The organism is Mycobacterium sp. 050272 (assembly GCF_039023525.1).
In the GTDB taxonomy this organism is placed as follows: domain Bacteria; phylum Actinomycetota; class Actinomycetes; order Mycobacteriales; family Mycobacteriaceae; genus Mycobacterium.
The window spans coordinates 133,783-158,837 of the sequence record NZ_JBCHKV010000013.1 but is presented as its reverse complement, the minus strand read 5'-3'; the positions used below and the strand labels follow the sequence as shown (position 1 = coordinate 158,837).

Sequence of the window (25,055 nt, the reverse complement as noted above, 5' to 3'; positions counted from 1 at the left end):
CCCTAGGCCTCGATCAACGTCGCCGCGTAGTCGTCGACATACGTCGACAGCTCGCGCGGCGGACGATGGTAGTTGCCGCTGACGACCGGACGGTCGGGCAAGTCGACCTTCGGCTGGTCGACCTCGTGGTAGGAGATGCTGGACAACAGGTGGTGCATCATGTTTAGCCGTGCGTGCTTCTTGATATCGGATTCCACGATGTACCAAGGACTTACCGGCGTGTCGGTGTGCACCATCATCTCGTCTTTGGCGCGCGAATAGTCCTCCCAGCGGTACACCGATTCCAAGTCCGTGGTGGACAGTTTCCAGCGCCGGACGGGATCGTTGCGGCGTGCCTTGAAACGGCGCAACTGTTCGGACTCGGAAACCGAAAACCAGTACTTGCGCAGCAGAATCCCGTCGTCGATCAGCATCTGCTCGAATATCGGAGTCTGCCGCAAGAACAGCGCATGTTCTTGCGGCGTGCAGAATCCCATGACTTTCTCGATGCCGGCGCGGTTGTACCACGATCGGTCGAACAGCACGATTTCGCCCTTGGAAGGCAGATGTGCGATATACCGCTGGTAGTACCACTGGCCGCGCTCTCGATCCGTGGGCACCGGCAAGGCGGCGATATTGGCGGTACGGGGACTGAGGTACTCGGTGATCCGTTTGATGGCACCCCCCTTGCCCGCGGCGTCACGGCCTTCGAAGAGCACCACGATTCGCGCGCCGGAATACCGTACCCACTCCTGCAGCTTCACGAATTCTGCTTGTAGCCTGAACAATTCGGCTTCATACACGGCCTCGGAGATTCTGGCAACGGCGCGCGCCGGCGATTTCTTTTTCTTCGCCTTCGCTACCGGTGCGCCGTCGTTCGAAGTGCTCACATCAACGAATGGTAGATGCACGCATACCGATTTTCACCGCTAACACCTAGCGGGAAGCGTCGAGTAGTTCCTCGAGTGATTGCTTCAACAGCGCCGGCAGCAGGTCGACATCGCTCATCGCCTCGCGGTCGGCGTTGATTCCGAAATACAGCGTCCCGTTGTACGACGTCACACCGATGGCCAGCGCCTGATTGTGCAGCAGCGGCGGCACCGCGTAGGTCTCCAGCAGTTTGGTGCCGGCGATATACATCTGCGACTGGGCGCCGGGGGCATTGGTGATCAGCAAGTTGAACAGCCGCGCCGAGAAGCTGGTAGCCACCCGGATGCCCATCGCGTGCAGGGTCGGTGGCGCGAATCCGGACAACGTGACGATGGTCCGGGCGTCGACCAGCCGGGCGGCCGACGGATTGGATTCGGTGGCGTGCGCGATCTGCGACAGCCGCACCACCGCATTGCCCTCGCCCACCGGCAGGTCGACCAGGAACGGGGAGACCTGACTGATCATCTGGCCGGGGCCCGTCGAGTCGTGCTGGTCCTCGGCATACACCGAAAGCGGTGCCATCGCGCGGATGGTGGCGCCCGACGACACGGCCATCCCGCGTGACATCAGCCAGTTGCCCAGCGCGCCGGTCACCACGGCCAGCACCACATCGTTGATGTCGCAGTCATAGCGGGCGCGCACCGTCCGGTAGTCCTCGAGGCTTCCGCGGGCGACAGTGAACCGCCGATGACGCGAAACGGGGGCGTTGAGCGGGCTACTGGGCGCGGTGCCGCGCGCGACGGTGCGCGCGATGTCGAAGACCCGGCGACCCACGTTGAGCAGCTCGCCGTAGTTCGTCGCCGCCCCGGCCATCGCGGAGCCGACGGCCTGCAGCTGCGTGCCCGGGCCCACCAGCCAGTCGGTGAGCGCGCCCAGCAGCAGCCGCGTCGAGCCGGGCTCGCGTTCCGGGACCCAGATGTCCTCGGGGAACGGCGCCGGATGCCGGGTCCGATCGGCGATCACGTGACCGATCTCCAGCGCGGACATCCCATTGATCAGCGCCTGGTGCGACTTGGTGTAAAGCGCGACCCGATTCTTGGCCAGGCCTTCAACCAGGTACATCTCCCATAACGGCCGCGTCTTGTCGAGCGGACGTGCCGCCAGCCGGGCGATCAGCTCGTGCAGCTGCTCATCGCTGCCCGGCGACGGTAACGCCGATCGCCGCACGTGGTAGGTGATGTCGAAATCGGCGTCGTCGATCCACACCGGCCGGGCCATACCGACCCCCACTTCGCGCACCTTCTGCCGATAGCGGGGTATTTGCGGCAACCGCTGTTCGACGGCGGCGAGCAGCGTCTCGTAGCTCAGTCCGTTGCGCGGGCGTTGCAGGATCGACAGCGATCCGACGTACATCGGGGTGGCGGTGTTTTCGAGCCGATAGAAGGATGTGTCCGCTGTGGACAACCGGGTCACCATTGCGGCCCTGGCCTCCTTGGTCAATCCTTCGGGTTCCCCGATGTTCCCGCTCACCGTAATCGTCCGCCAGGGCGCAACACGGCGCGGGTACGCGCGATGTCGAATTGTGCGATGATGGCCGGCAATTGAAAGACCAATTGTCTGTCACTCTCCTGCAGGCCGCTCGTTCACCGTTGACTTGGAGAGTGCGCGTTGACCATCAGCTCCGTAAACCCCGCTCACCGTGACGATTTCGCCGTCGTGCCGGTCGTCGAGTACGAACCGCCGCCGCGGGAGGTGCCGCGCAACGTCACCGGCTGCCGACAGCCGGCCGTAGCACGCCGAAGCGGCGGCGGGCCGCACCGGCCGTACAGCGGGCGGCCGGTCAGGCAACCCGAGCCGACGGCTCCGGTCTGGTCGGCGACCATGCGTCAGGCGGCGGCCTTCGCCGATGCGGCGCTGCGCCGGGTGCTGGAGGTCATCGATCACCGGCGGCCGGTCACCCAGCTTCAGCCGCTGCTGGTGCCCGGCCTCGTCGACTCCGTGCTGTCGGTGAGCCAGTCGCGCGGCGCGCGCCAGGGCGCCGCGGTGCTGCGCCGGATGCGGCTGCAGCCGGTCAGGCACCGGGATGCGGAGACCGCCGCCGAGGTGTTCGGCTCCTACAGCCGCGGCGACCGCATCCACGCCATCGCCGCTCGGGTCCAGATGCTGCCCACCAGCACCGGAATCCGGTGGCAGGTGGTGGCCCTACACCTCGGTTGATCGGCTAGGCCGGCGATCCGGCCCCCTGGCGCGACGGGCCGCCCGAGAACCGGGCCAGCACCGGACCCAGGATCGCCATCACGAATACATACGCCGTCGCCAGCGCGGCCACCGTCGGGATCGCCGCGCCGACCAAGCCGATGATGATCAGCGAGAACTCGCCCCGCGCGACCAGTGCGGTGCCGGCGCGCAACTGCCCGCGCCGCGCCACGCCGTCGCGCCGGGCGGCGAAGATCCCGGTGGCCACCTTGGTGGCCGCGGTGACGGCGGCCAGCGCCAGCGCGACCGGCAGCACCGGAACCAGCTCGTGCGGGTCCACCTGCAGACCGATCGCCACGAAGAAGATCGCGGCGAAAAGGTCGCGCAACGGTCCCAGCACCTTGCGCGCCCGTTTCGCGGTGTCACCGGTCAGGGTGAGCCCGACCAGGAAAGCGCCGACGGCCGCCGAGGCGTGCAGCGATTCGGCCAGCGCCGCCACCATCAGCGTCGCACCCAGCACCCGCAGCAACAGCTGCTCGGAGTCGGCATTGGCCACCAGCCGGCCCACGTGATGGCCCCAGTAATAGGACGCGAAGAACGCCACGAAGAGCGCACCGATCGCGACGGCCATCCCCGCGACCGCCTCCAGTCCGGTACCGCCGGACGCCAGCACCGCGAACAGCGGCAGGTAGGCGGCCATCGCGAAGTCCTCGAGCACCAGCACCGACAGCACGGCCGGCGTTTCGCGGTTACCAAGCCGGTGCAGGTCCTCCAGCAGGCGCGCGATCACACCGGAGGACGAGATATAGGTGACGCCGGCCAGCGCCAGGATCGCGATGCCGTCAAGCCCCAACAGCCACCCCGCCACCGCTCCCGGGGTGGCGTTGAGGACCGCGTCGACCCCGGCCGAGGGCAGGTGGTGACGCAGGCTGGCGGCGAATTCCGTCGCGGAAAACTCCAGTCCGAGGGTGAGCAGCAACAGGACGACGCCGATGGGCGCACCCGTCATGATGAACTCACCGGCGGCGGCCACCGGCCAGATGCCACCTTTGCCCAGCGACAGACCCGCCATCAAATAGACCGGGATCGGCGACAGCGCGAACCGCCGCGAGATGGCCCCCAACACCGCGAGCGCGGCGAGGAGGGCGCCTAGCTGAAACAGCAGCGCCCCCGAAACCTGCACTGGCTCAGCCCTTGTCGACGATGTGCTCGACGGCGGCGATACCCTCTTCGGTGCCGATGACGATCAAAACGTCTCGCTCCCGCAGCATTTCGGCCGGACCCGGCGAGGCGAGTACATCCTCGTCGCGCACGATGGCGACAATCGACGCACCGGTGCGGGTGCGAGCATGGGTGTCGCCCAGCGGTTTGTCGACGAACGGGCTGCCCGGCTCGATATGGACCTGACCCGCCTCCAGCCCGGGCACTTCGCGGGTGAGCTCGGTGAACCGCTCGGCAATGCGGGGCGCGCCCAGAATCAGGGCCACGGTGTCGGCCTCTTCGTCGGTGAGGTGAAACACCGGCCGGGCCTGGTCCGGATCGTCGGAGCCGTACAGGACGACGTCGAAGTCGCCGCCGCGCCGCGCGATGATGCCGATCCGGTCGCCCTTATGGCTGACGAACTCGTATCGCAGACCGACGCCGGGCAGCAACACCTCCTTGACATCCATATCGGCAACATACCGGGAATCCGCGGCTTGATCCCGCACGGTTTGCCGCGATACAGGCGGAGTTCATATTCAGCAGGGCTAGTGCTGGCCGGCCGCCGCGTGCGGGTGCCGCCGGGCCCCCGGCACCAGCGCCGGCACCTCGCGGCGGTAGGCACGGTACGGTTCGCCCAGCGACTCGACCAGGTCGTGTTCCTCCAGCCGCAGGGCGATCAGGATGTAACCCGTGGTGGCGCCGCTGAACAGCAGGTGCCCGAACGTCATCGTGGGAGTCGCCCAGAATGCGATCAGGAAACCCAGCATCAGCGGGTGACGCACCAGCCGGTACAGGTACCGAACACGAAAGTCCAATTCGCGGTACGGTTTTCCGCGCCAGGCCAGATACACCTGCCGCAGGCCGAACAGGTCGAAGTGGCTGACCATGAAGGACGAGAAGAACACCGTCGCCCAGCCGAACCAGAACAACGCCCACAAAACCACCCGTGCCGCCGGCAGACTCACGTCCCACACGACGTCGGGCAGCGTGCGCCACTGCCAGTAGAGCAGTAACAGCGCGGCACTCGCCAGGATCACGTAGGTGCTGCGTTCGATCGACCTGGGCACAAATCGGATCCACCATCTCTTGAACGCGGGTCTGGCCATCACGCTGTGCTGAATTGCGAAAACACCGAGCAGGACTACGTCAATCAGCACCGCCAGGCCGACCGGGGCCGAGAGCGCATGGTCGACGCTGCGGGGCACCAGGATGTTGCCGACGAATCCGATCGCGTACGTGAACGACACCAGGAACAGCAGATAAGCCACTGCGCCGTAACAGATTGTCAAATATCGACTCATGTATAGATTGTCCGCCGAAATCCGGGCGAGGGAATGGGGCGATTGCCTCAATTTTGGGCGGCCGGTGCGGACAATCCCTGTTGCAGGGCATACATGCTGGCGCCGATGCGATTTGAGACGCCGATCTTCGCGTACGTTCGCTCCACATGATTGCGGGCGGTCTTCTCGGTGATCACCAACGCCGCCGCGATCTCCTTGTTCGACGCGCCGAGAGCGACCAGGCGAAGCACCTCGATCTCGCGCGGGGTGAGACCGTCCGGACGCGGCTTGGGCCGTTGGGTGGGGCGGCCCGCAGCATGCAGCACCGCTTCGACCGCGACGGGGTCGAGCTCACCGGCGCTCACCCGCTCGTGCATCCGCCGACTCGCCGCGCCCGGCGACAGCTCGTCGCGGTATGGTCTTGGCTCACAAGCGGATTGGTAACTGACCGCCGCTGCCAGAATACGGTCGGGCAGGCTTAGCGCGGTACCGGCAAGTCCGCGTGGATATCCCGATCCGTTCAGACATTCATGGTGGTTTCCGGCGACCTCGGCCAGCCGCCCCAGGCCGCGAACCTGGTTGAGGATCCGTGCGGTGAGATAGGGATGCAGTCGCACCCGCTCGAATTCGCCCGCGGTCAAAGACCCTGGCTTGGACCAGATTTGATTCGACACACCGATGCGGCCCAGGTCGTGAACATGGCCCGCACGTCGCGTCAGGGCCGCCGAGCCGGCGTCGACGCCGGCCGCTGTTGCCGCATCGCCGGCGAGTCCGGCCACCGCACGCGAATGTCCAAGCGTGAATGGACATTTGAGGTCGACGAAGTCGCCGAACGCGACAAGTAGTGCGTCCAGCCCGTTGTCGTCGAGCCGTTGGTGACGATCGGGGGCCTCACGCACCGCCGCGGCCCATGCATCGCCGGGGGCCGGGCCGGCCAGGATCGCGTCGGCATTGTGGATGAACGTGTCGACGACCTTCGGGTCGAACTGGCCACCGCGGCGACCGCGAGCCATCGCCACGGCGCCCTCGACACCGTAGGTGCGGTGGTGCACCTCGACCATCTCGGCGAGCTGGGCGACGCGCATCTGGACCGGAATCTCGTCGCCGTGTGCGCCGGCGGGCAGGCCGCCGCCGTCGTAGCGCTCGAAAGCGAATGCGAGCGATGCCTGAACACCGGGGCCCAGGCCGATGCGATCCGCCAGCAGCGCCGCGGAGGTGCAGTGCGAGTGAATGAGCCGGGATAACTGACCGCGCGCATTGGCGAACAGGGTTGCCATGATGGTCAGGCGCTGCGTCAACGGCTGACCGCGACCGATGTTGCCCAGCAGGAAACGCCAATACGGTAGGCCTGACCAGTCGACCAGATACGAGTCATGCCGTACCGCAATGTCATCGCCGAACCAGCGCGCGTATTCATGGGAATCGGCGTGACATCCGATCCACATCACAAGTGTCGTGTAGTAAACGCAATCCCGTTGCGCGTCGGTCAATCCCAGTCGATCCGCGAGCCGGGTCGCGATCATTGCCGCACGCAGCATGTGCTCGGCGGGCTGTCCCAACCCGAGGTCGATCGCCACGGATAGCGCCGCGAGCAATTCGGCCCGGCTGGGCGCCTCGCCCGCCGGCGCCGGCTCGGCTGGGTGCGACGCCATCGGCCCATTGTCCCCTTCGGTCACGTGCAAGTTTCAGCAAATCGAAATAGTGCGCTGCACGGCGCGGTGACGAGTCGGGTCGAACGCCTCCAGGCGGCCGCCCCCGGTTACGAACAGCCCACGCTGCGGACCCCAGAAGTCGGCCAAGCGGGCCTGCCGCGGCAACGGGGTCACCACGCCGAGGTCCTCGCCGCGCCATACCGCGCGCGACTCGCGGACGGCCCAGAATCGCTTGGGAGCGATCATGAATCGCTGGCCGTTCGGCGCGTTGCCGGATAGCCGCACCCGTCCGGTGCCCATCAGCGGTCCGGCGACTCGCCCGAGAGCGCCGAGGGCCCGTTGGCTGGTCCACGCCCATGCGGGCAAACGCGGGGCGATCGCGCTCATCAGCCGGGTCGACGCGCTGGTCCCGAAATCGAGCTGCCACTCGAGCAAGCCGGCAATCCGGATGTAGAGCGACCACGGCGTCACCCAGGCGACGTCGATTTCGCACTGCACCGCATCATTCGGTGTGGCCGAGCTGAAGAAGCGGGAGCAGCTGAGTTCGCCGGAGCTTGTCGCGTAAAACGTCCATACTCCCGCGGCGTCGCGATGCCACACCGACCGGTAGGCCGGCGCGAACGACGACGTGGGTATGCAACGCAGCGCGAGGTAATGTCCGCTGGCGAAGGGAAGCCCCAAAACCCCGAAACCGGCGAATCTTTCGTCGTCGCCGGGGGGCAGCGTGGCGTTGTGCAGGACGGCCGAAGCAGCGTCGGCGGGAGTGTGCAACGTACTCATGCACCGATGCTGCGCGGCACCGCGAGGCCCGCGCATGAGGCTTATGCCTCAAATCGCGTCTAGCGCTTCTTGACCGACTTCGGCGGCTTGGCGCCCCGGCCCTGCTGACGGGCAGCCGCGCGGCGCTCGCGCCTGCTGGCCCCGGCGGGCACGCCGGCCGGAGTCTTCTGCGCGCCACCGCCGTTGCGCTGCACTTCGGCCGAACCGTCTTCTGCCGGGCCGGAATAGGTCAGAGCGGGCGCCTCGGTATCAATACCCTTGGCGCGCAAGGTGCTTGGCGCCGGCTCGCGCACCGCGGCGGGCGCGGCGGCGGGTTCGCCCTGCTGCTGTTCGGTGGCCGCGGCGGCAGTCGCGAACTCCGCCAGGCCTTCCGGCGTTTCCACCGGCGCGACCTGCGGAGCGGGAACCGCTTCGACGCTGACGTTGAACAAGAAGCCGACCGACTCCTCTTTCATGCCGTCCAGCATCGCCATGAACATGTCGTAGCCCTCGCGCTGGTACTCGACCAGCGGATCGCGCTGCGCCATCGCCCGCAGCCCGATGCCCTCCTTGAGATAGTCCATCTCGTAGAGGTGCTCACGCCACTTGCGGTCGATCACGTTGAGCAACACGTTGCGCTCCAGCTGTCGCATCGCTGCGTCGCCGGCGATCTCTTCCAGCTCGGCTTCTCTTGCGGCATAAGCCCGTTCGGCGTCTTTGACGAGCGCCTCGAGCAGCTCCTCGCGGGTGAGATCGTCGTGCTCGGAGTCCGCGTCGCGACGGGTGAGCGATTCGTGCTCGATCCCGACCGGATACAGCGTCTTGAGCGCCGACCACAACGCGTCAAGGTCCCAATCCTCGGCATAGCCTTCGGTTGTCGCGCCGTCCACGTAGGCGGTAATGACATCGCGGACCATCTCGAACGCCTGCTCCTGCAGGTTCTCGCCCTCGAGAATGCGCTTGCGCTCGGCGTAGATCACCTTGCGCTGCTGGTTCATCACCTCGTCGTACTTCAGGACGTTCTTGCGGACCTCAAAGTTCTGCTGCTCGACCTGAGTCTGGGCGCTCTTGATAGCGCGGGTGACCATCTTGGCCTCGATCGGCACATCGTCGGGCAGGTTCAGCCGGTTGAGCATCGCCTCGAGCGCGGCGCCATTGAACCGGCGCATCAACTCGTCACCCAGTGACAGGTAGAAGCGCGACTCACCCGGGTCGCCCTGCCGTCCGGAGCGACCGCGCAGCTGGTTGTCGATGCGGCGCGACTCGTGGCGTTCGGTGCCCAGCACGTACAGTCCGCCGGCCTCGATCACTTCCTCGGCCTCGGCACTGGCTTCTTCTTTGACCTTGGGCAGTTCCTCGTGCCAGGCCGCCTCGTACTCGTCGGGCGTCTCCACCGGGTCCAGACCCCGGGCGCGCAGCCGCTGGTCGGTAAGGAAGTCGACGTTGCCGCCCAGCACGATGTCGGTACCGCGACCGGCCATGTTGGTGGCCACGGTGATGCCGCCGCGGCGACCGGCCACCGCGATGATGCCGGCTTCCTGCTCGTGAAACTTCGCGTTGAGCACGTTGTGCGGGATGCGGCGCTTGGCGAACTGCCGCGACAGGTACTCCGAGCGCTCGACGCTGGTGGTACCGATCAGAACCGGCTGGCCCTTCTCGTAGCGCTCGGAGACGTCGTCGACGACCGCGATGTACTTGGCCTCTTCGGTTTTGTAGATCAGGTCGGACTGGTCGGTTCGGACCATCGGCTTGTTGGTCGGAATCGGGACGACGCCGAGCTTGTAGATCTCGTGCAGCTCGGCCGCCTCGGTCTGGGCGGTACCGGTCATGCCGGCCAGCTTGTCGTAGAGCCGGAAGTAGTTCTGCAGCGTGATCGTGGCGAGCGTCTGATTCTCGGCCTTGATCTCGACGTGCTCCTTGGCCTCGATGGCTTGGTGCATGCCTTCGTTGTAGCGACGACCGATCAGCACACGCCCGGTGAATTCGTCGACGATCAGGACCTCGCCGTCGCGGACGATGTAGTCCTTGTCGCGGTTGAACAGCTCCTTGGCCTTCAGTGCGTTGTTCAGGTAGCTGACCAGCGGCGAGTTCGCGGCCTCGTAGAGGTTGTCGATGCCCAGCTGGTCCTCGACGAACTCCACCCCGAGTTCGTGCACACCGACGGTCCGCTTGCGCAGGTCCACCTCGTAATGGGTGTCCTTTTCCATCAGCGGGGCCAACCGGGCGAACTCGAGGTACCAGTTGGAGGCACCGTCGGCGGGCCCGGAAATGATCAACGGCGTGCGGGCCTCGTCGATCAGGATGGAGTCCACCTCGTCGACGATCGCGAAGGTGTGTCCGCGCTGCACCATGTCGTCCACCGAGTGCGCCATATTGTCGCGCAGGTAGTCGAAGCCGAACTCGTTGTTGGTGCCGTAGGTGATGTCGGCGGCATACGCCACCCGGCGCTCGTCGGGGGTCATGTTGGCCAGGATCACCCCGACCTGAAGGCCGAGGAAGCGGTGCACCCGGCCCATCCACTCACTGTCGCGTTTGGCCAGGTAGTCGTTGACGGTGACGATGTGCACGCCGTTGCCGGCCAGCGCGTTGAGGTAGGCCGGCAACACACAGGTCAGCGTCTTGCCTTCACCGGTTTTCATCTCCGCGACATTGCCCAGGTGCAGCGCGGCGGCGCCCATCACCTGCACGTCGAACGGACGCTGATCCAGCACCCGCCAGGCGGCCTCGCGGGCCACCGCGAAGGCCTCGGGCAGCAGCTCATCGAGGGTCTCGCCGTCATCGAGCCGCTTACGGAACTCGTCGGTCTTGGCCCTCAGCTCCGCATCGGTGAGTTTCTCGACGTCGTCAGACAACGTGTTGACATAGTCGGCCACGCGCTTGAGACGCTTGACCATGCGACCTTCACCAAGGCGCAGCAGCTTCGACAGCACAGCTAGGTCCCCTGTGGGTAGGAGTCTTCGTTAGTAAGGCGACTCCCATCGTAGGTGACGACCTGCTGATGGCCGCCGATCCTCAGGAGAGCCTGATCAGTCCGTAGTCATAGGCGTGACGGCGATAGACGACCGACGGCCGCTCGGTCTGCTTGTCGTAGAACAAGAAGAAGTCGTGTCCGACGAGCTCCATCTCGTAGAGCGCGTCGTCGACCGACATTGGCGTGGCCTCGTGTTCCTTGGTACGCACCACGCGACCCGGCTGATGGTCGCGATCCTCGTCGCCGGTGTCGTGTTGATGCGGCTGGGCGGGCGCATTGTTGTTGCGGAAGGTGCTCTCCGGCGGGGCCACCGCGGTGGCCTCGGCCAGCGAAACCGGGGTCTTTTCGCCGTAGTGCACCTTGCGGCGGTCCTTGCCGCGGCGCAGCCGGCTTTCCAGCCGGACCACCGCGGACTCGAGCGCGGAATAGAAGCTGTCGGCACAAGCCTCACCGCGGACTACCGGCCCACGGCCCCGCGCGGTGATCTCCACGCGCTGACAGGACTTACGTTGGCGACGGTTGCGTTCGTGCTTGAGCTCGACGTCGAAGAGGTAGATGGTCTTGTCGAATCGTTCGAGGCGGGCGAGTTTCTGCGAGACGTAGACACGGAAGTGATCGGGAATCTCGACATTGCGCCCCTTGAACACCACCTCGGCAGTGGTCGTCGGTTCCTGCGCGTCGATCCGTACCGGTGGTTCGTCCAGAAGCTGAGTGGAATCCACGGTGAGCCTTGACATACGTGACAACTCATTTCTCTCTTCACGTCCACGCGCCCTGCGTGCCGGCTTTCTAGAAGAAGCTTCGACGGGGTGGAAACGGTGTGCGAAAGTCACCGCCGCAGGCAGCCCGCCGTCGCAAGGTGTCGAATACTCACCCCCTCCGCACGTGCCGTCTCAAGCTGGGAATTCGCAACCGGTGAGTCGGGCCCGGTAAGTCCCGAAGAGTTGTTGAAGGTTGTTCTCGACGTTAGCTCGTGTTCGCCTCGCCGTGCCACCGATTTGATGAACCCGTAGCGAGTTCTTCACGTCTTCTTGGCAATTTCACTGGTTTACGCCGAGATTCGCCGCTTCAGGCGACTGCGATCGCCAGCACCGCCGCCACCCGCACCCCGGCCGCCGACAAGACCCGGACCGACTCACCCGCGGTCGCGCCGGTGGTGACGATGTCGTCGACCAGTAGCACCTCGGTGCGCGGCGGCCGGCCTCGTAGCAGGACCCGGCCGGCGACGTTGCGCTCGCGCTCGGCCGTGCCGAGACCGACCGAGTCGCGGGTCAGCGCATTCATCCGCAACGCCGCGACGACGGTGGCGTCCGGATGCCGGGCCACGGCGGCGTGCGCCAGACGTGCGACGGGGTCGCCGCCGCGCCGTCGAGCGGCCGCACGCCGAGTCGGTGCGGGCACGACGGCCAACGGGGTCTCGACGATGCCCCAGGTCAGCAACCGGTGAACACCCACCGCCAGCGCCTGGGCCAACGGCGGGACGAGATCGCGGCGGCCCTGCTCCTTCATCGCCAGAATCGCCTGGCGACGGGCACCGGCGTAGCGCCCGAGTGCAAACACCGGTACCTGCGGGTCGACGCGGGGGCTGATCAGGTGCGGTTCGTCGGGCTTGACGACGAGCTCCCTGGCGCACGCGTCACACCAGCGGGTCGACGCGGTCCGGCAGCCGCCGCACTCCAGCGGCAGGATCAAATCAAGCACGGCCCCAGTCTCATCGGCAGGGGTGACATCAACAGCCCGCCAGCTCTTGCACGATGTCGGTGGCTGAACCGGTTCGCGCGTCGCGGAACCCCGCACCCGTCCACATGCCGACGCCGTGCGGGTCGCCCAGCTTCACCGCGGCCGCCTGGATGGGGCCGGTGATCATGGCGGCCTGGGGAAACCCGAATACGGAGTGGGCGTCGTGTCTGTCGATGAATCCGTTGCGCAACGCGCGGGCATATCGCCCGGTGAACGCCCGCGTCACCACGGTTTGGGTGAACTGCGGATCGCGCAAGGCAGCACGGTGCACGGGATTGGTTCCGGCCTCGTCGGCCAGCAAGAAAGCGGTGCCGATCTGCACCGCGGCGGCGCCGGCATCCTGTGCCCGGCGCACGGCGGCCGGAGTCGCCAGTCCGCCGGCCGCGACGACGGGGCAGTCGAAACAGGCGACCAGGGCCGAGATCAGATCGTCGAGAGGATCGGCGGCCGGCGCGGCGATCGGGTCGAACGTGGCCCGATGCCCACCGGCATCGGGCCCTTGGGCTACCAGAGCACTCACGCCAAAGCTGTTGGCGATCAATGCTTCTCGTACCGTGGTCACGGTGGCGAGGGTGAGAATGCCGGCATCGCAGAGTCGGATGCACGCCGCGTCGCTCGGCGGACCGAAAGTGAAGGACACCACTTCCGGTCGCAGATCGCACACCACGTCGAGCTTTGCCGCGTACTCGTCATCGGCATCGCGCGGTTCACCCAGCGCCACGCCGTAGTGTTCGGCTTCCTCCGCCAGCGCCGCCGCGAACGCGCCCAGTTCCTCGACGGTGGCGACCCTGGCCTGTGGCACAAAAAGATTCACTCCCAGAGGACCCGAGCTAAGTCGGCGTGCGGCAAGGATCGAGTCGGCCAATTCGTCGGCGGAGCACAGGCCCCCGGCAAGAAAGCCCAGGCCGCCGCCGTTGGATACGGCCGCCGCCAGCGCCGGCGTCGACGGGCCGCCGGCCATCGGCGCGCCGAGCACTCGAACAGTCAGATCCCCCAATGAAAATCGATCAAACATCACGTACCTCCCCCATACTTACCTGCCGCACCTGACTGAGGGCATATCCGTCGACAATGACGATGCTGCCACCTTCCAGACGGATCCAGCCGTTGGCCTCGAATCCACGCAACGTCGCGTCGATCGTCTCCGGATCGACGCCGGCAAGCCGCGAGAAGTCGTCGGCGGTGAGGTTGTGCACCACGCGCACGACATCACCGTCCTGTTGGCCAAATCGGTGCCGTAGCAATAACAATCGGTTCGCGACGCGACCCTGCGCATCCGCCAATCCGAAATCGACCAGCGAGTTAGTCATCGCCTTCACCCACCGCGCGAACAGTCGCAGCACCTGATCGCACACTTCCGGGCGCTCGACCATCCACGTCAGGAGCCGATCGCGGGCAATCGGCACCGCCAGAACCTCGGTGAGCGTTGTCACACTCATGTCTTGTGGATCTGGATCGAAAAGTGTTATGGCACCGAACATTTCCGATGGGCCTAAAATCTTGAGCACGAACTCTTCGCCGCCGGATCTCCGATAGGAGACCTTGACCTTTCCGGAGACGATCACATAAACGTATCCCCCGAAGTCGCTTTGAGCACCCATCACCTGCCCGGGCGAGAAGCGCCGCAGATGCAGCTGCGCGCACAAGGCCGTGGCCACTTCGGGACTGGTCCTGCTGAATATCCCGGACGTGACCAGCGCCCGGTGTGCATCCTGATGCTCCGGTCGTCGCGGTGCGATGGCGTGCTCACTGGTAGTTGAGGTCGCTGTGCCCGGCGCCTTTCCGTCGTGCCGGTGCTTTGTGAACGTCAGCACGACGGGGCTCGTTGTCTCCCACCACAACACCGCCACCATCAGCAGGATGGGCGTCAGGGCGATTGCAGGAGGGCCGTTCATACTGTTAACACTAAGCAGGACAACGCAGCCGGAGTAGCCACTGGACGCGGACCGCTGGACAGATTGCGTAGCTTCCGCTGTCCCGTCGGTGAAACGAGGCGAGCCCTAACAGCGCCGGGCCGTTCGGAGGTGGGCCCGTTCCTCGGCGGCGAAGCGCTGAAAGGCCCTGCGGCGCAGGGTCTCCGTCGGCGTCTCGCGGTAGCGGGCGGAGTGGGCGGCGGCGAACCTGCCGAGATTGGTGAAGCCCCAACGGTAGGCGACCGAAGCAACGGTCACCTGCGACGGGTCCGACCTCAGCAGCGCATGGTGTGCGCGCCGCAGCCGGACCTCGCGCAGATAGGCCATCGGCGAGGTGTCCAGGTGGCGCTGGAATCCCTGCTGCAGCGTGCGGACGCTGATGTGGGTGCGGGTGGCGATCGAGGTCAGCGTCAATGGCAAATGCGCTTCTTCTTCGATGATTTCGATCGCCGAACGAATCGCCCGCGGCGCGAACAGCCGCACCTCTTTGGCAAGCGTCTCGCGGTGCGGATGGTCGGCGGCAAGCAGGAAGCCGCGGACCAGGCTGTCGACGAACGGCAATCCGACCAGCGGCTGATTGAGCACGCTGTCGGCCCGGAAAATCTGGTCCTTGAAAAGCGCCACCATGTTGATCCAGCTTCGCGTCGCGGCCGACTCGATAGGCATGACGGGTGCGAATTCGGGCTGGGACATCACCTGCCAGCCGAGTGCGTCGCTGAGCGCATCGTCGACGGCCGAACGATCGAGTTTGACGCAGATGAATCTGGTTCCGGCCCTCCACTTCCACGCAGCGTGACCCTGCGGGGGGTAGATAGTCGGCGCACTGGGCCCACCCGAGGGCGCCAGACCCCGGTATTCGCCCCTGGCGCGCCCGGCGCGCAGCACGACGATTCGATAGGCCCCACACAGGTCGCCGGCGTCCAGCGACATCTCGGATCCGACCGCGATTTCGGAAATAGTCGCCGCACCGATGCGACCCACTCGATGACACATGGAGAAGCCGTCGGGATCGGTCAACAGCTGCATGTGGAGCCGGCCGCAGCACACGCCGGTGAAGTCGTCGAAATTCTTTACCGGCTTCCAGATATGCGCATCCGAAGCTTCCCCTGTCGGTGATTCCGTCATTCGGTCGCCTCCCCGCACCAATCCACTGATGTCCCTTCCACATCCGCGTGCCAACAAGCTATCGTCGTCGACCGACGTCGCACCATGCCGTGCCGGTGGCCGTGCGCGATCCGGATAAACCAGTGCGCATTTAGGCTAGCCCCGTTGTGGACGCATGCCCACGGTCAAGCATGGGTAACGTGGCAAGCGAGCGTGTCGGCAAAATCGGAAGCGAGCTCATGATCCACGCTGAATCTGTTCCTGTTCAGTGCTTTTCAGATGATCAGCCTGCAACGATAGGAGCTCGGCCGGATGGTGACATCGTGCACTGTCGCCACCGAGACGATCTGCAAGCGCAACGCATCGTGATCGCGAACCCAAACATTTTTTGCGGCAACAACATTGAACGGCCTAACTGACGTGCACTTGGGCATGATCCCCGACGACCCGGCCGAATGGAAGGCTCTGGCGTCACGACAACTACCGTTGCCACTGTTCGAAACGCACTTTGCGTTCGGCCGTGCACGCGCAGCCGCGGCGACGTCGCCCTACAGATCGCGACGAAGATCCAGCGTTACCCCGGCAGCACCGGAGCAGCACCACCGGTCATCAACCCCGGCACCTCCGACCAACTCTGCTGACTTTCGGCCGCGGACGCCGAATACTGCAGCACGCCTTGGGGTGCCGCGACGTAGACGGTCGACGGGTTGGCCGCGATCGCGGTCAGCGGAATCTGCAAACCGTGGGCGGGGGCGTCGGAGTTCACGCCGTCGAGGTTCACATACGAGACCGGATGGGCAAGATCGTTGCGGGTCACCACCATGTCATCACCGGTGCGCCAGTACAGGGACACCACCGAATTGCCCAACCCGAAACCCAATCGCCGGGGATAGGTCAGCGCATATTGCCCGGCCTGGGTCTGCTCCACACCGGCGAGAATAACCATGCCGCCGATCACCATCGCGGCCCGCGTGCCGTCGCGAGACAGTTGCAAGTCGCTGATCGGGCCGGGGAACTTGCTGGCCACCGCCCCGGAATCCACCGGCAGGCGCGCGGGTTGCCCGGAGGCCGGCTCCTGGATGGCCCGCAGCACGTTGTTGCCGTCCACCACCACCCAGACCGCGTCGTCCAGCGCCCAGCTGGGGCGGGTCAGGCTGTGTCCGTCGGCGGATTGCACCGCCTCGCCACCGAGATCGCCGATCCACAGTGACTCCGCCATGTCCGGGGCACCGCGGTGCAGCGTCACGACGGACGCCACCTGCCGGCCGCTGCGGGACAGCGCCGCGAGCGTCTGATCGCCCATCCGCCCGAACGCGCCGTTCACTGTGGTGGTCCGCTGCCCGTCCAGGCCGACCAGCGATCCGTTGATCAGGGCGTGCAGCCCCGCGCCGGCACCGTCGGCCACACCCGGGTCGGTCGCGGCGACGTCGGAGGTCGTCCATCCGTCGGCGAACCTGTCATCCAGCGGCGCGCCGTCGGCATTGATCACATACGGACCTCTGATGTCGGCTCTGGCCAGAGTCCAAATGATCTGTGCGGCAAGCAATTGCCTACTGTGCGGATCGGTGGTGGACAGCTTCTGCAGATCGATGCGCGCACCGCCGTAGCCTCGCCCGACCCCGTTCTTGCCGCCGTCGGCGCGGGTCACCGGCCCGCGCAGGCGCAGCGGCGGTGCGAGCAGGTTGCGAACCGTGTGCGCCATCTCGGGCCGAGGCCCGGCCAGCAGCTTGGAGATGAGTTCGGTCGGCAGCTGATCGTGATCGGCGACCGCGACATAGCGCGGATCGGGCACCACCGTCTTACCGGTCGGGTCGGCGAAATAGAGCGTGTTGCGTTTGTAGGTAGCTTGAAACTGTTGCCAGTCCAGGAAAACACCGTTGGGCAGCTTGTCGATTCGCCAGCCACCGGATGTCTTGACCAGCTCGATCGGCCCGGGGTCGGGCAGCACGCCCTCGGCCGTCTCGAACACCCCGACGTCGGACAGCGAGCCCAGGATATCGGCCCGCATTGTCGCCGAAACACGTTCTGCACCACGGGTTTCGACGAACACGACATGGTCGATCAACAATGCGCTACCGGCGTCGTCCCAGGCATTGGATGCCGACTGGGTGAGAAACTGCCGCGCCGCCAGATGCCGGTTCGCCGGATCGGCCGTGGCCTTGAGGAATTCGCGCAGCAACACGTCGGGATCCATGCCGGGGGTCGGCTTGGGCAGATTCGACGGGGCCGGTCGCTCGACGGTGCCGATGGCCTGCGGCGCCGACGTACTGGGCACCCCCGCACAGCCTGCCAGCAACAGCACCAGCAGTGCGACGAGCAGGCGCCGCATCACACGCCCCTTTCGGCGTGCTCATGTTGGCGCGGACGTTCTTTGCCCGCCGGTGGCACCGGGTCCCCGGCCGGCGGCGCCGGCTGCGGGATCGGCTTCATCGGCAACGGGCTGGTGGTGACCTTGTGGCCGCGGACCAGCGGAAGCGTCAGCCGGAAGCAGGCGCCCTGACCGGGCTCGCCCCACGCCTCCAGCCGGCCCTGGTGCAGGCGTGCGTCCTCGACGCTGATCGCTAGACCCAGCCCGGTTCCGCCGGAGCGCCGCACCCGCGACGGGTCCGAGCGCCAGAACCTGCTGAACACCAGCTTCTCCTCGCCGGGCCGCAGCCCCACCCCATAGTCGCGGACGGTGACCGCGACGGTGTCTTCGTCGACGCCCATCCGGATGCGCACCGGTTTGTGCTCGGCATGGTCGATGGCGTTGGCGATCAGGTTGCGCAGGATCCGCTCCACCCGCCGCGGATCGACTTCGGCGATCACCTCTTCGGACGGCATGTCCACCAGCAGCTCGATGCCGGCGTCCTCGGAAAGGTGTCCGACGTTGCCCAGTGCGCTTTGCACCGTGGTGCGCAAATCGACTGCCTCCACCGACAATTCGGCCACACCGGCGTCGTGCCGGGAGATTTCCAGCAGGTCGTTGAGCAGGGTCTCGAAGCGATCGAGCTCGTTGACCATCAGCTCGGTGGAGCGTTGCAGGGTGGGGTCCAGCTCGGAGCTGTGGTCATAGATCAAGTCGGCGGCCATTCGCACCGTGGTCAGCGGCGTACGAAGTTCGTGGCTGACATCGGAGGTGAACCGGCGCTGCAGGTTGCCGAACTCCTCGAGCTGGGTGATCTGCCGCGACAGGCTTTCGGCCATGTCGTTGAATGACACCGCCAGTCGCGCCATGTCGTCCTCACCGCGCACCGGCATGCGTTCGGAGAGATGCCCCTCGGAGAAACGTTCGGCGATCCGCGACGCCGAGCGCACCGGCACCACCACCTGGCGCGATACCAGCAGCGCGATTCCGGCCAGCAGCACCAACAGCACCGCGCCACCGGTGATCATCGTGCCGCGCACCAGCCTGATCGTGGCCTGCTCGCTGGCCAGCGGGAAGATCAGGTACAGCTCCAGGTTGGCCACCTGCGAGGATGCCGGCGTACCGACGATCAGCGCCGGTCCCGAGAAGCCTTCGGTGTGCACCGTGGCGTACTGATAGGCCGCCTGCCCCGCCTTGACGAAGCCACGCAACGAGGCCGGCACCTGGTCGACGGGTCCGGCGGAGGTAGCCGCACGCGGGCCGTCGCCCGGCACGATCAGCACCGCATCGAACGCCCCGGCCAGGCCGGGACCGGACGCCGGATCGGTTTTCGACGTCAACGTGTTGCGGGCCAGCTGCAGGCTGCTGTCCAGCGAGCGCGTCTCCTCGCCGTTGACGATCCCGCCGACCGTGCCGCGGGCCCGCTCGATCTGCTCGATGCCCGCCTTGACCTTGACGTCAAGAACGCGATTGGTGACCTGGCTGGTGAGCACGAAGCCGAGTGCCAGGATCACCGCCAGCGACAGCCCGAGCGTCAACGCCACGACTCGCAGCTGCAGCGAACGGCGCCAGGCAATACCGACGGCTCGACTCAACGCACTCATGCCCCGAGTCATGGGACCGGTGCGTCCCCAGCGGTGACCGTGGATACGTCGCCGCGAGCCCCAGATCAATGACGGCGCTCCTCAGCATCGTGACGTCTTACACCGGCGCCGCCGCGGATCACGGAGGTCCGGCCTTGTAACCCACTCCTCGAACGGTCAACACCACAGTCGGGTTCTCGGGGTCTTTCTCGACCTTGGCCCGCAGGCGCTGGACGTGCACGTTCACCAAGCGGGTATCCGCCGGGTGCCGATAGCCCCACACCTGTTCGAGCAGTACATCACGAGTAAACACCTGGCGCGGTTTGCGTGCCAGCGCGACCAGCAGGTCGAACTCCAGCGGGGTCAGCGAGATCTGCTCGCCGTTGCGGGTGACCTTGTGCGCCGGCACGTCGATCTCGACGTCGGCGATCGAGAGCATCTCGGCCGGCTCGTCGTCGTTGCGCCGCAGCCGCGCCCGCACCCGGGCCACCAGCTCCTTGGGCTTGAACGGCTTCATGATGTAGTCGTCGGCGCCCGACTCGAGGCCGAGCACCACATCCACGGTGTCGGTCTTGGCGGTCAGCATCACAATCGGAACGCCGGAATCGGCGCGCAACACCCGGCACACGTCGATGCCGTTCATACCGGGCAACATCAGGTCAAGCAGCACCAGGTCGGGCCGCAGCTCGCGCACCGCGGTCAGAGCCTGCGTGCCATCACCGATGACCGCAGTGTCGAAGCCCTCCCCACGAAGAACGATGGTCAGCATCTCCGCGAGCGAAGCGTCGTCGTCGACGACCAAAATCCTTTGCCTCATGGAGTCCATGGTGTCACCAGATCGGGACAAAACTCGGGCGCCACACGGGCGTTTCGCGTTCGATACGGGCAAATCGTGACAAATTTGTGCTAATTGACGCCCAAATCGGCCGCCAGGCGCGCCGGATCGACGTCCGCGTCGACCACCAGCCATCGCCCGCCCCAGCCCGCGTCGGCCAGCCCGGCGTACACCGCACGGGTGCGCTGCTGCAGCCCGTCGTCGCGCTCGTAGCTGTCGCGCGCGCGGCCGGGATCGGACTCGGCCCGGCTGCGAGCCCGCTGTCCGGCCAGCTCGGTCGACACGTTGAGCAGCACCTGCCAGTCCGGCGCGGGCAGCCCGAGCCGCTGGAATTCCAGCGCGTAGACCCAGGACGCCGCGTCTCCGGAGGCGTCCTGGTGCAGGCGCGCGGCGCTGTAAGCCGCGTTGGAGGCGACGTAGCGGTCGAGAATCAGCACGTCGTGGCCGCGATGCAGCTCCTCGAGGTCGTCGACCGCGCCGGCACGGTCCAGCGCGAACAGCATCGCCATCGCATAGACCGACGCCGCGAGGTCACCGTGCTCGCCGTGCAGCGCTTCGGCCGCGATGTCGGCGGTCACCGACCGGCCGTACCGCGGGAAGGCCATCGTGGCCACCGACTTGCCGGCGGCTTCGAAGGCCTTGCGCAGCCCTTCGGTGAGCGTCCGCTTGCCGGAGCCGTCGACGCCCTCGATCGCGATCAGCATGCGCTATCCAGCGCCGCGGGCGTCACGCTCGCGTGAAGCTCGGCGTCCAACGTCACGCTGGCGTGACACTCGGCGAGGGGGAAACGGCTCAGTAGCGGTAGTGGTCCGGCTTGAACGGGCCCTCGACGTCGACACCCAAGTACTCGGCCTGGTCCTTGGTCAGCTTGGTCAGTTGACCGCCGAGCGCTTCGACGTGGATGCGGGCCACCTTCTCGTCGAGGTGCTTGGGCAGCCGGTAGACCTCGTTGTCGTACTCGTCGTTCTTGGTCCACAGCTCGATCTGCGCGATCGTCTGGTTGGCGAAGCTGTTGCTCATCACGAACGACGGGTGCCCGGTGGCGTTACCGAGGTTCAGCAGCCGGCCCTCGGACAGCACGATGATCGCCTTGCCGGAGTCCTTGAACGTCCACAGGTCGACCTGCGGCTTGATGTTCAGCTTGTGCGCCCCGGAGCGCTCCAGCGCGGCCATGTCGATCTCGTTGTCGAAGTGGCCGATGTTGCCCAGGATGGCGTGGTCCTTCATCGCCTTCATGTGGTCCAGCGAGATGATGTCCTTGTTGCCGGTCGCGGTGACGACGATGTCGGCGTCGGCGATGGCGTCCTCGACGGTCACCACGTCGTAGCCCTCCATCAGCGCCTGCAGGGCGTTGATCGGGTCGATCTCGGTGACCGACACCCGCGCGCCCTGGCCCTTGGCGGCCTCGGCGCAGCCCTTACCCACGTCGCCGAAGCCGCAGATCAGCACGTTCTTGCCGCCGATCAGCGCGTCGGTGCCACGGTTGATGCCGTCGAGCAGCGAGTGCCGGGTGCCGTACTTGTTGTCGAACTTGGACTTGGTGACCGAGTCGTTGACGTTGATCGCCGGGAAGGCCAGATCGCCGGCCGCGGCGAACTGGTAGAGGCGCAGCACGCCGGTGGTGGTCTCCTCCGTGACACCCTTGACCGACTCGGCGATCTTGGTCCACTTGCCCTTGTCGGTCTCGAATCGGGTACGCAGCAGGTTCAGGAAGACCTTCCACTCCGCTGAGTCGTCCTCTTCGGCAGGCGGCACCACGCCGGCCTTCTCGTACTGAGCGCCGCGCAGCACCAGCATGGTGGCGTCGCCGCCGTCGTCCAGGATCATGTTCGCCGGCTCGCCGGGCCAGGTGAGCATCTGCTCGGCACACCACCAGTACTCCTCCAGCGACTCGCCCTTCCAGGCGAACACCGGCACACCCTTGGGCTCCTCCGGGGTGCCGTGCGGGCCGACGACGACGGCCGCGGCCGCGTGGTCCTGGGTGGAGAAGATGTTGCAGGAGGCCCAGCGGACCTCGGCGCCCAGCGAGGTCAGCGTCTCGATCAGCACCGCGGTCTGCACGGTCATGTGCAGCGAGCCGGAGATGCGCGCACCCTTCAGCGGCTGCACCTCGGCGTACTCGCGACGCAGCGACATCAGGCCGGGCATCTCGTATTCGGCCAGGTCAAGCTCTTTGCGGCCGAATTCCGCGAGCGACAGATCGGCGATCTTGAAGTCGATGCCGTTTACAACGTCGGGCGTCAGAGTCATGGCGTGTCTGTTCCTCAAAGTGGATTAGTTAGCTTGGGTATACGCTCGCCAGCCACTGTAGTAGGCCGCCGAAAGGTGGCCAGGTCAGGGGACGTTGATGACGCCGTGACGCTCGGCAAAAGGCGTCATCAGCCGGGCCAAGTCCGCGGCGACATCATGATCTGCCTCCGGAGGCATCGACACGTAACTCAGCGCCAGCCGCACGATGGCGCGCCCCAGCACACCGGCGTCCTCGTCGCTGGTGGCCACCCAGCTGTGGGTGAAGGCCAGGGTCAACCTGTCCGATGCCCGCGTGATGATCGGACCGCTGTCGGTGGTGATGATCTGCAGCAGGTCGGGTTTCGCGACACCGGTCAGCAGGGAGATCACCAGCGGGTCGGCCGCCGATTCGGCGAAGAAGGCTCGGAAGCCCTCCAGGAAGGCTTCGTAGATGCGACCGACGTTGGCGTCGATCGCCGCATGGACGGCGTCGACCAGGCGGTCGGCTAGGCGCAGGGCGTATCCCTGCGCCAGGCCTTGCCGCGAACCGAACTCGTTGTAGATGGTCTGCCGGCTGATCCCGGCGCCGCGGGCCACGTCGGAGAGCGTGATCGCGGACCAGTCTCGCGTCAGCAGTAAGTCGCGCATCGCGTCCAACACCGAGTTGCGCAGCAGATCGCGCGACGCCTCGGCATAAGGAATCCGCTTCACAGGCGCGACAATAGTGCTCACGGACGCGCGACCTCCACCATCTCGAAGTCGGATTTGGCCGCGCCGCAATCCGGGCAGCTCCAGTCGTCCGGAATCTCGTCCCACCGGGTGCCCGGAGCGATGCCGTCTTCCGGCCAGCCCTTGGCCTCGTCGTACTCGAATCCGCACTGCACGCAGACGAAAAGCTTGTAGTCATTCATTGGTTCACTCCTATTGCTTCGAAGTCGACCTTCTCGAGCACCGCACAATCGGGGCAGCACCAGTCGTCGGGGATCTCGCTGAACGGCGTGCCCGGCCGAAAGCCTTCCCGTGGAGCGCCTTTCGTTTCGTCGTAGATGTAGTCGCAGCCCGGGCAGCGGTAGGCGGTCATGCCGGCACGCCATATTTCGCCAGCACCCGCTCGCGCATCCGCGGGTGGACGTTGACCTTGGTGATGTCACCGTCGTAATGCGCCAGCACCCGGTGGTCCATCACCTTGCGCCACACCGGCGGGAAGTAGGTCAGCGCGATCATCGACGCGTATCCGCTCGGCAGGTTGGGCGCGTCCGCCATGCTGCGCAATGTCTGATACCGCCGCGTCGGGTTGGCGTGGTGATCGCTGTGCCGCTGCAGGTGGTAGAGGAACAAGTTGGTGACGATGTGGTCGGAGTTCCAGCTGTGCACCGGCGCGCAGCGCTCGTAGCGGCCGTTGGCGTTCTGCTGCCGCAGCAGGCCGTAGTGCTCCAGGTAGTTGACGGTTTCCAGCAGCGAGAAGCCGAAGACCGCCTGGATGACGATGAACGGGATCACGCCGGCGCCGAAGACCGCGATCAGCGCGCCGAACAGCACCACCGACATCGCCCAGGCGTTGAGCACGTCGTTGGACGCATACGTCCTGGGGTCCCAGGGGCTGCGGCCGAGCCGGCGGATGCGCTGGGCCTCGAGATGAACCGACGAGCGCAGGCTGCCGAACACGCTGCGGGGCAGGAACTCCCAGAAGGTCTCACCGAAGCGGGCCGAGGCCGGGTCCTCCGGCGTGGAGACGCGCACGTGGTGACCGCGGTTGTGCTCGATGTAAAAGTGGCCGTAAGCGGTCTGCGCCAGGGTGACCTTGGACAGCCAGCGCTCCAGCGAGTCCTTCTTATGCCCCATCTCGTGCGCGGTGTTGATGCCGACGCCGCCGAGCACGCCGACCGACAGTGCGAGGCCGATCTTGCCGACCCAGCCCAGACCGCCGTCGAAGCCCAGCCAGTGCAGGTCCGACGCGGTGAACAGGTAGGCGCCCAGCACGACGCTGAGGTACTGGAACGGGATGTAGATGTAGGTGCAGTAGCGGTAGTACTTGTCGTTCTCCAGCCGCTCCATCACCTCGTCGGGCGGGTTCTGCCCGTCGGGCCCGAACCGCAGGTCCAGGATCGGCAGCAGGATGTAGAGCAGGATCGGCCCGATCCACATCGGCACCTGGGCGGCGCCGTGCCAACCGAATTGGTTCAGTCCCCAGACGATCGGCAGCATCACGAACAACGCCGTCGGCGGGATCAGGCCCATCAGCCACAGGTAGCGCTTCTTGTCGCGCCACTCGGTCGCGCCGAGTTCGTCGGCCGCCTGGATCTGGGTGGTCATATGCCAAACCTCCTTGTGAGTCACACCACGTTGAGATTGGACAATACCGCGTCTTACGTCCTCTGTCTAGACAAAGGACGT

Annotated in this window: 23 protein-coding genes; 1 reads left to right on the top strand and 22 read right to left on the bottom strand. The window is 66.1% G+C overall.

The features are described from left to right. Positions 1 to 2 precede the first annotated feature (2 nt). The gene (gene ppk2, locus AAHS21_RS22605; RefSeq protein WP_342929777.1) at positions 3 to 869 is read right to left on the bottom strand and encodes a polyphosphate kinase 2; all 867 of its coding nucleotides are present in this window, start codon (positions 867 to 869) and stop codon (positions 3 to 5) included. A gap of 46 nt (positions 870 to 915) precedes the next feature. Further along, positions 916 to 2,325: a wax ester/triacylglycerol synthase family O-acyltransferase gene (locus tag AAHS21_RS22600; RefSeq protein WP_342929806.1), complete on the bottom strand. Its 1,410-nt coding sequence runs from the start codon at positions 2,323 to 2,325 to the stop codon at positions 916 to 918. 192 nt (positions 2,326 to 2,517) lie between these two features. Between AAHS21_RS22600 and AAHS21_RS22595 the strand changes: the two genes are divergently transcribed. Beyond that, positions 2,518 to 3,066: an Rv3235 family protein gene (locus AAHS21_RS22595; protein WP_342929776.1), complete on the top strand. Its 549-nt coding sequence runs from the start codon at positions 2,518 to 2,520 to the stop codon at positions 3,064 to 3,066. Between the two features lie 4 nt (positions 3,067 to 3,070). Here the strand turns inward: AAHS21_RS22595 and AAHS21_RS22590 are convergent, their stop codons facing one another. From AAHS21_RS22590 to AAHS21_RS22495, 20 genes are all read right to left on the bottom strand, one after another. After that, the gene (locus AAHS21_RS22590) at positions 3,071 to 4,228 is read right to left on the bottom strand and encodes a cation:proton antiporter (RefSeq protein ID WP_342929775.1); all 1,158 of its coding nucleotides are present in this window, start codon (positions 4,226 to 4,228) and stop codon (positions 3,071 to 3,073) included. A gap of 4 nt (positions 4,229 to 4,232) precedes the next feature. Further along, on the bottom strand, positions 4,233 to 4,715 hold the full coding sequence (locus tag AAHS21_RS22585) for a cation:proton antiporter regulatory subunit (protein WP_342929774.1): 483 nt from the start codon (positions 4,713 to 4,715) through the stop codon (positions 4,233 to 4,235). A 78-nt stretch (positions 4,716 to 4,793) separates the two neighbouring features. Continuing rightward, on the bottom strand, positions 4,794 to 5,549 hold the full coding sequence (gene mddA, locus AAHS21_RS22580; protein ID WP_342929773.1) for a methanethiol S-methyltransferase: 756 nt from the start codon (positions 5,547 to 5,549) through the stop codon (positions 4,794 to 4,796). Between the two features lie 47 nt (positions 5,550 to 5,596). Next, a complete protein-coding gene (locus tag AAHS21_RS22575; protein ID WP_342929772.1) occupies positions 5,597 to 7,180 on the bottom strand; it encodes an HD domain-containing phosphohydrolase in 1,584 nt (527 codons plus the stop codon). Positions 7,181 to 7,213: 33 nt separating this feature from the next. Then, a complete protein-coding gene (locus AAHS21_RS22570) occupies positions 7,214 to 7,960 on the bottom strand; it encodes a hypothetical protein (protein WP_342929771.1) in 747 nt (248 codons plus the stop codon). 59 nt (positions 7,961 to 8,019) lie between these two features. After that, a complete protein-coding gene (gene secA / locus AAHS21_RS22565) occupies positions 8,020 to 10,869 on the bottom strand; it encodes a preprotein translocase subunit SecA (protein WP_342929770.1) in 2,850 nt (949 codons plus the stop codon). A gap of 82 nt (positions 10,870 to 10,951) precedes the next feature. Continuing rightward, complete coding sequence (raiA, locus tag AAHS21_RS22560) at positions 10,952 to 11,647, bottom strand: ribosome-associated translation inhibitor RaiA (protein WP_342929769.1); 696 nt, start codon at positions 11,645 to 11,647, stop codon at positions 10,952 to 10,954. A 331-nt stretch (positions 11,648 to 11,978) separates the two neighbouring features. Then, a complete protein-coding gene (locus tag AAHS21_RS22555) occupies positions 11,979 to 12,611 on the bottom strand; it encodes a ComF family protein (RefSeq protein ID WP_342929768.1) in 633 nt (210 codons plus the stop codon). Positions 12,612 to 12,639: 28 nt separating this feature from the next. After that, positions 12,640 to 13,665 carry a nitronate monooxygenase gene (locus AAHS21_RS22550; protein ID WP_342929767.1) on the bottom strand — a complete coding sequence of 342 codons (1,026 nt, stop codon included), beginning with the start codon at positions 13,663 to 13,665 and terminating at the stop codon, positions 12,640 to 12,642. Beyond that, positions 13,658 to 14,308, bottom strand: coding sequence for a Crp/Fnr family transcriptional regulator (locus AAHS21_RS22545; RefSeq protein WP_342929766.1), 651 nt, complete (start codon positions 14,306 to 14,308; stop codon positions 13,658 to 13,660). Before AAHS21_RS22545 ends, AAHS21_RS22550 begins: the two co-directional genes overlap by 8 nt. Positions 14,309 to 14,650: 342 nt before the next feature. After that, positions 14,651 to 15,688, bottom strand: coding sequence for a helix-turn-helix transcriptional regulator (locus AAHS21_RS22540; protein ID WP_342929765.1), 1,038 nt, complete (start codon positions 15,686 to 15,688; stop codon positions 14,651 to 14,653). Between the two features lie 553 nt (positions 15,689 to 16,241). Next, complete coding sequence (gene lpqB, locus AAHS21_RS22535) at positions 16,242 to 17,996, bottom strand: MtrAB system accessory lipoprotein LpqB (protein ID WP_342929764.1); 1,755 nt, start codon at positions 17,994 to 17,996, stop codon at positions 16,242 to 16,244. Then, entirely contained in the window at positions 17,996 to 19,687 is a 1,692-nt protein-coding gene (gene mtrB, locus AAHS21_RS22530; protein WP_342929763.1) for an MtrAB system histidine kinase MtrB, read from the bottom strand. Before mtrB ends, lpqB begins: the two co-directional genes overlap by 1 nt. A 49-nt stretch (positions 19,688 to 19,736) precedes the next feature. After that, positions 19,737 to 20,423, bottom strand: a complete 687-nt coding sequence (mtrA, locus tag AAHS21_RS22525) for a two-component system response regulator MtrA (RefSeq protein WP_007168097.1) — start codon at positions 20,421 to 20,423, stop codon at positions 19,737 to 19,739. Positions 20,424 to 20,503: 80 nt separating this feature from the next. Further along, complete coding sequence (locus AAHS21_RS22520; protein WP_342929762.1) at positions 20,504 to 21,136, bottom strand: dTMP kinase; 633 nt, start codon at positions 21,134 to 21,136, stop codon at positions 20,504 to 20,506. 88 nt (positions 21,137 to 21,224) lie between these two features. Next, on the bottom strand, positions 21,225 to 22,682 hold the full coding sequence (gene ahcY, locus AAHS21_RS22515) for an adenosylhomocysteinase (RefSeq protein ID WP_096285272.1): 1,458 nt from the start codon (positions 22,680 to 22,682) through the stop codon (positions 21,225 to 21,227). An 84-nt stretch (positions 22,683 to 22,766) separates the two neighbouring features. Further along, complete coding sequence (locus tag AAHS21_RS22510; protein ID WP_342929761.1) at positions 22,767 to 23,393, bottom strand: TetR/AcrR family transcriptional regulator; 627 nt, start codon at positions 23,391 to 23,393, stop codon at positions 22,767 to 22,769. Then, positions 23,390 to 23,572 carry a rubredoxin gene (locus AAHS21_RS22505; protein WP_342929760.1) on the bottom strand — a complete coding sequence of 61 codons (183 nt, stop codon included), beginning with the start codon at positions 23,570 to 23,572 and terminating at the stop codon, positions 23,390 to 23,392. Before AAHS21_RS22505 ends, AAHS21_RS22510 begins: the two co-directional genes overlap by 4 nt. Then, positions 23,569 to 23,742 carry a rubredoxin gene (locus AAHS21_RS22500; protein ID WP_342929759.1) on the bottom strand — a complete coding sequence of 58 codons (174 nt, stop codon included), beginning with the start codon at positions 23,740 to 23,742 and terminating at the stop codon, positions 23,569 to 23,571. Before AAHS21_RS22500 ends, AAHS21_RS22505 begins: the two co-directional genes overlap by 4 nt. Then, positions 23,739 to 24,974: an alkane 1-monooxygenase gene (locus AAHS21_RS22495; protein ID WP_342929758.1), complete on the bottom strand. Its 1,236-nt coding sequence runs from the start codon at positions 24,972 to 24,974 to the stop codon at positions 23,739 to 23,741. The genes AAHS21_RS22500 and AAHS21_RS22495 overlap by 4 nt, the downstream gene beginning before the upstream one ends. Positions 24,975 to 25,055 lie beyond the last annotated feature (81 nt).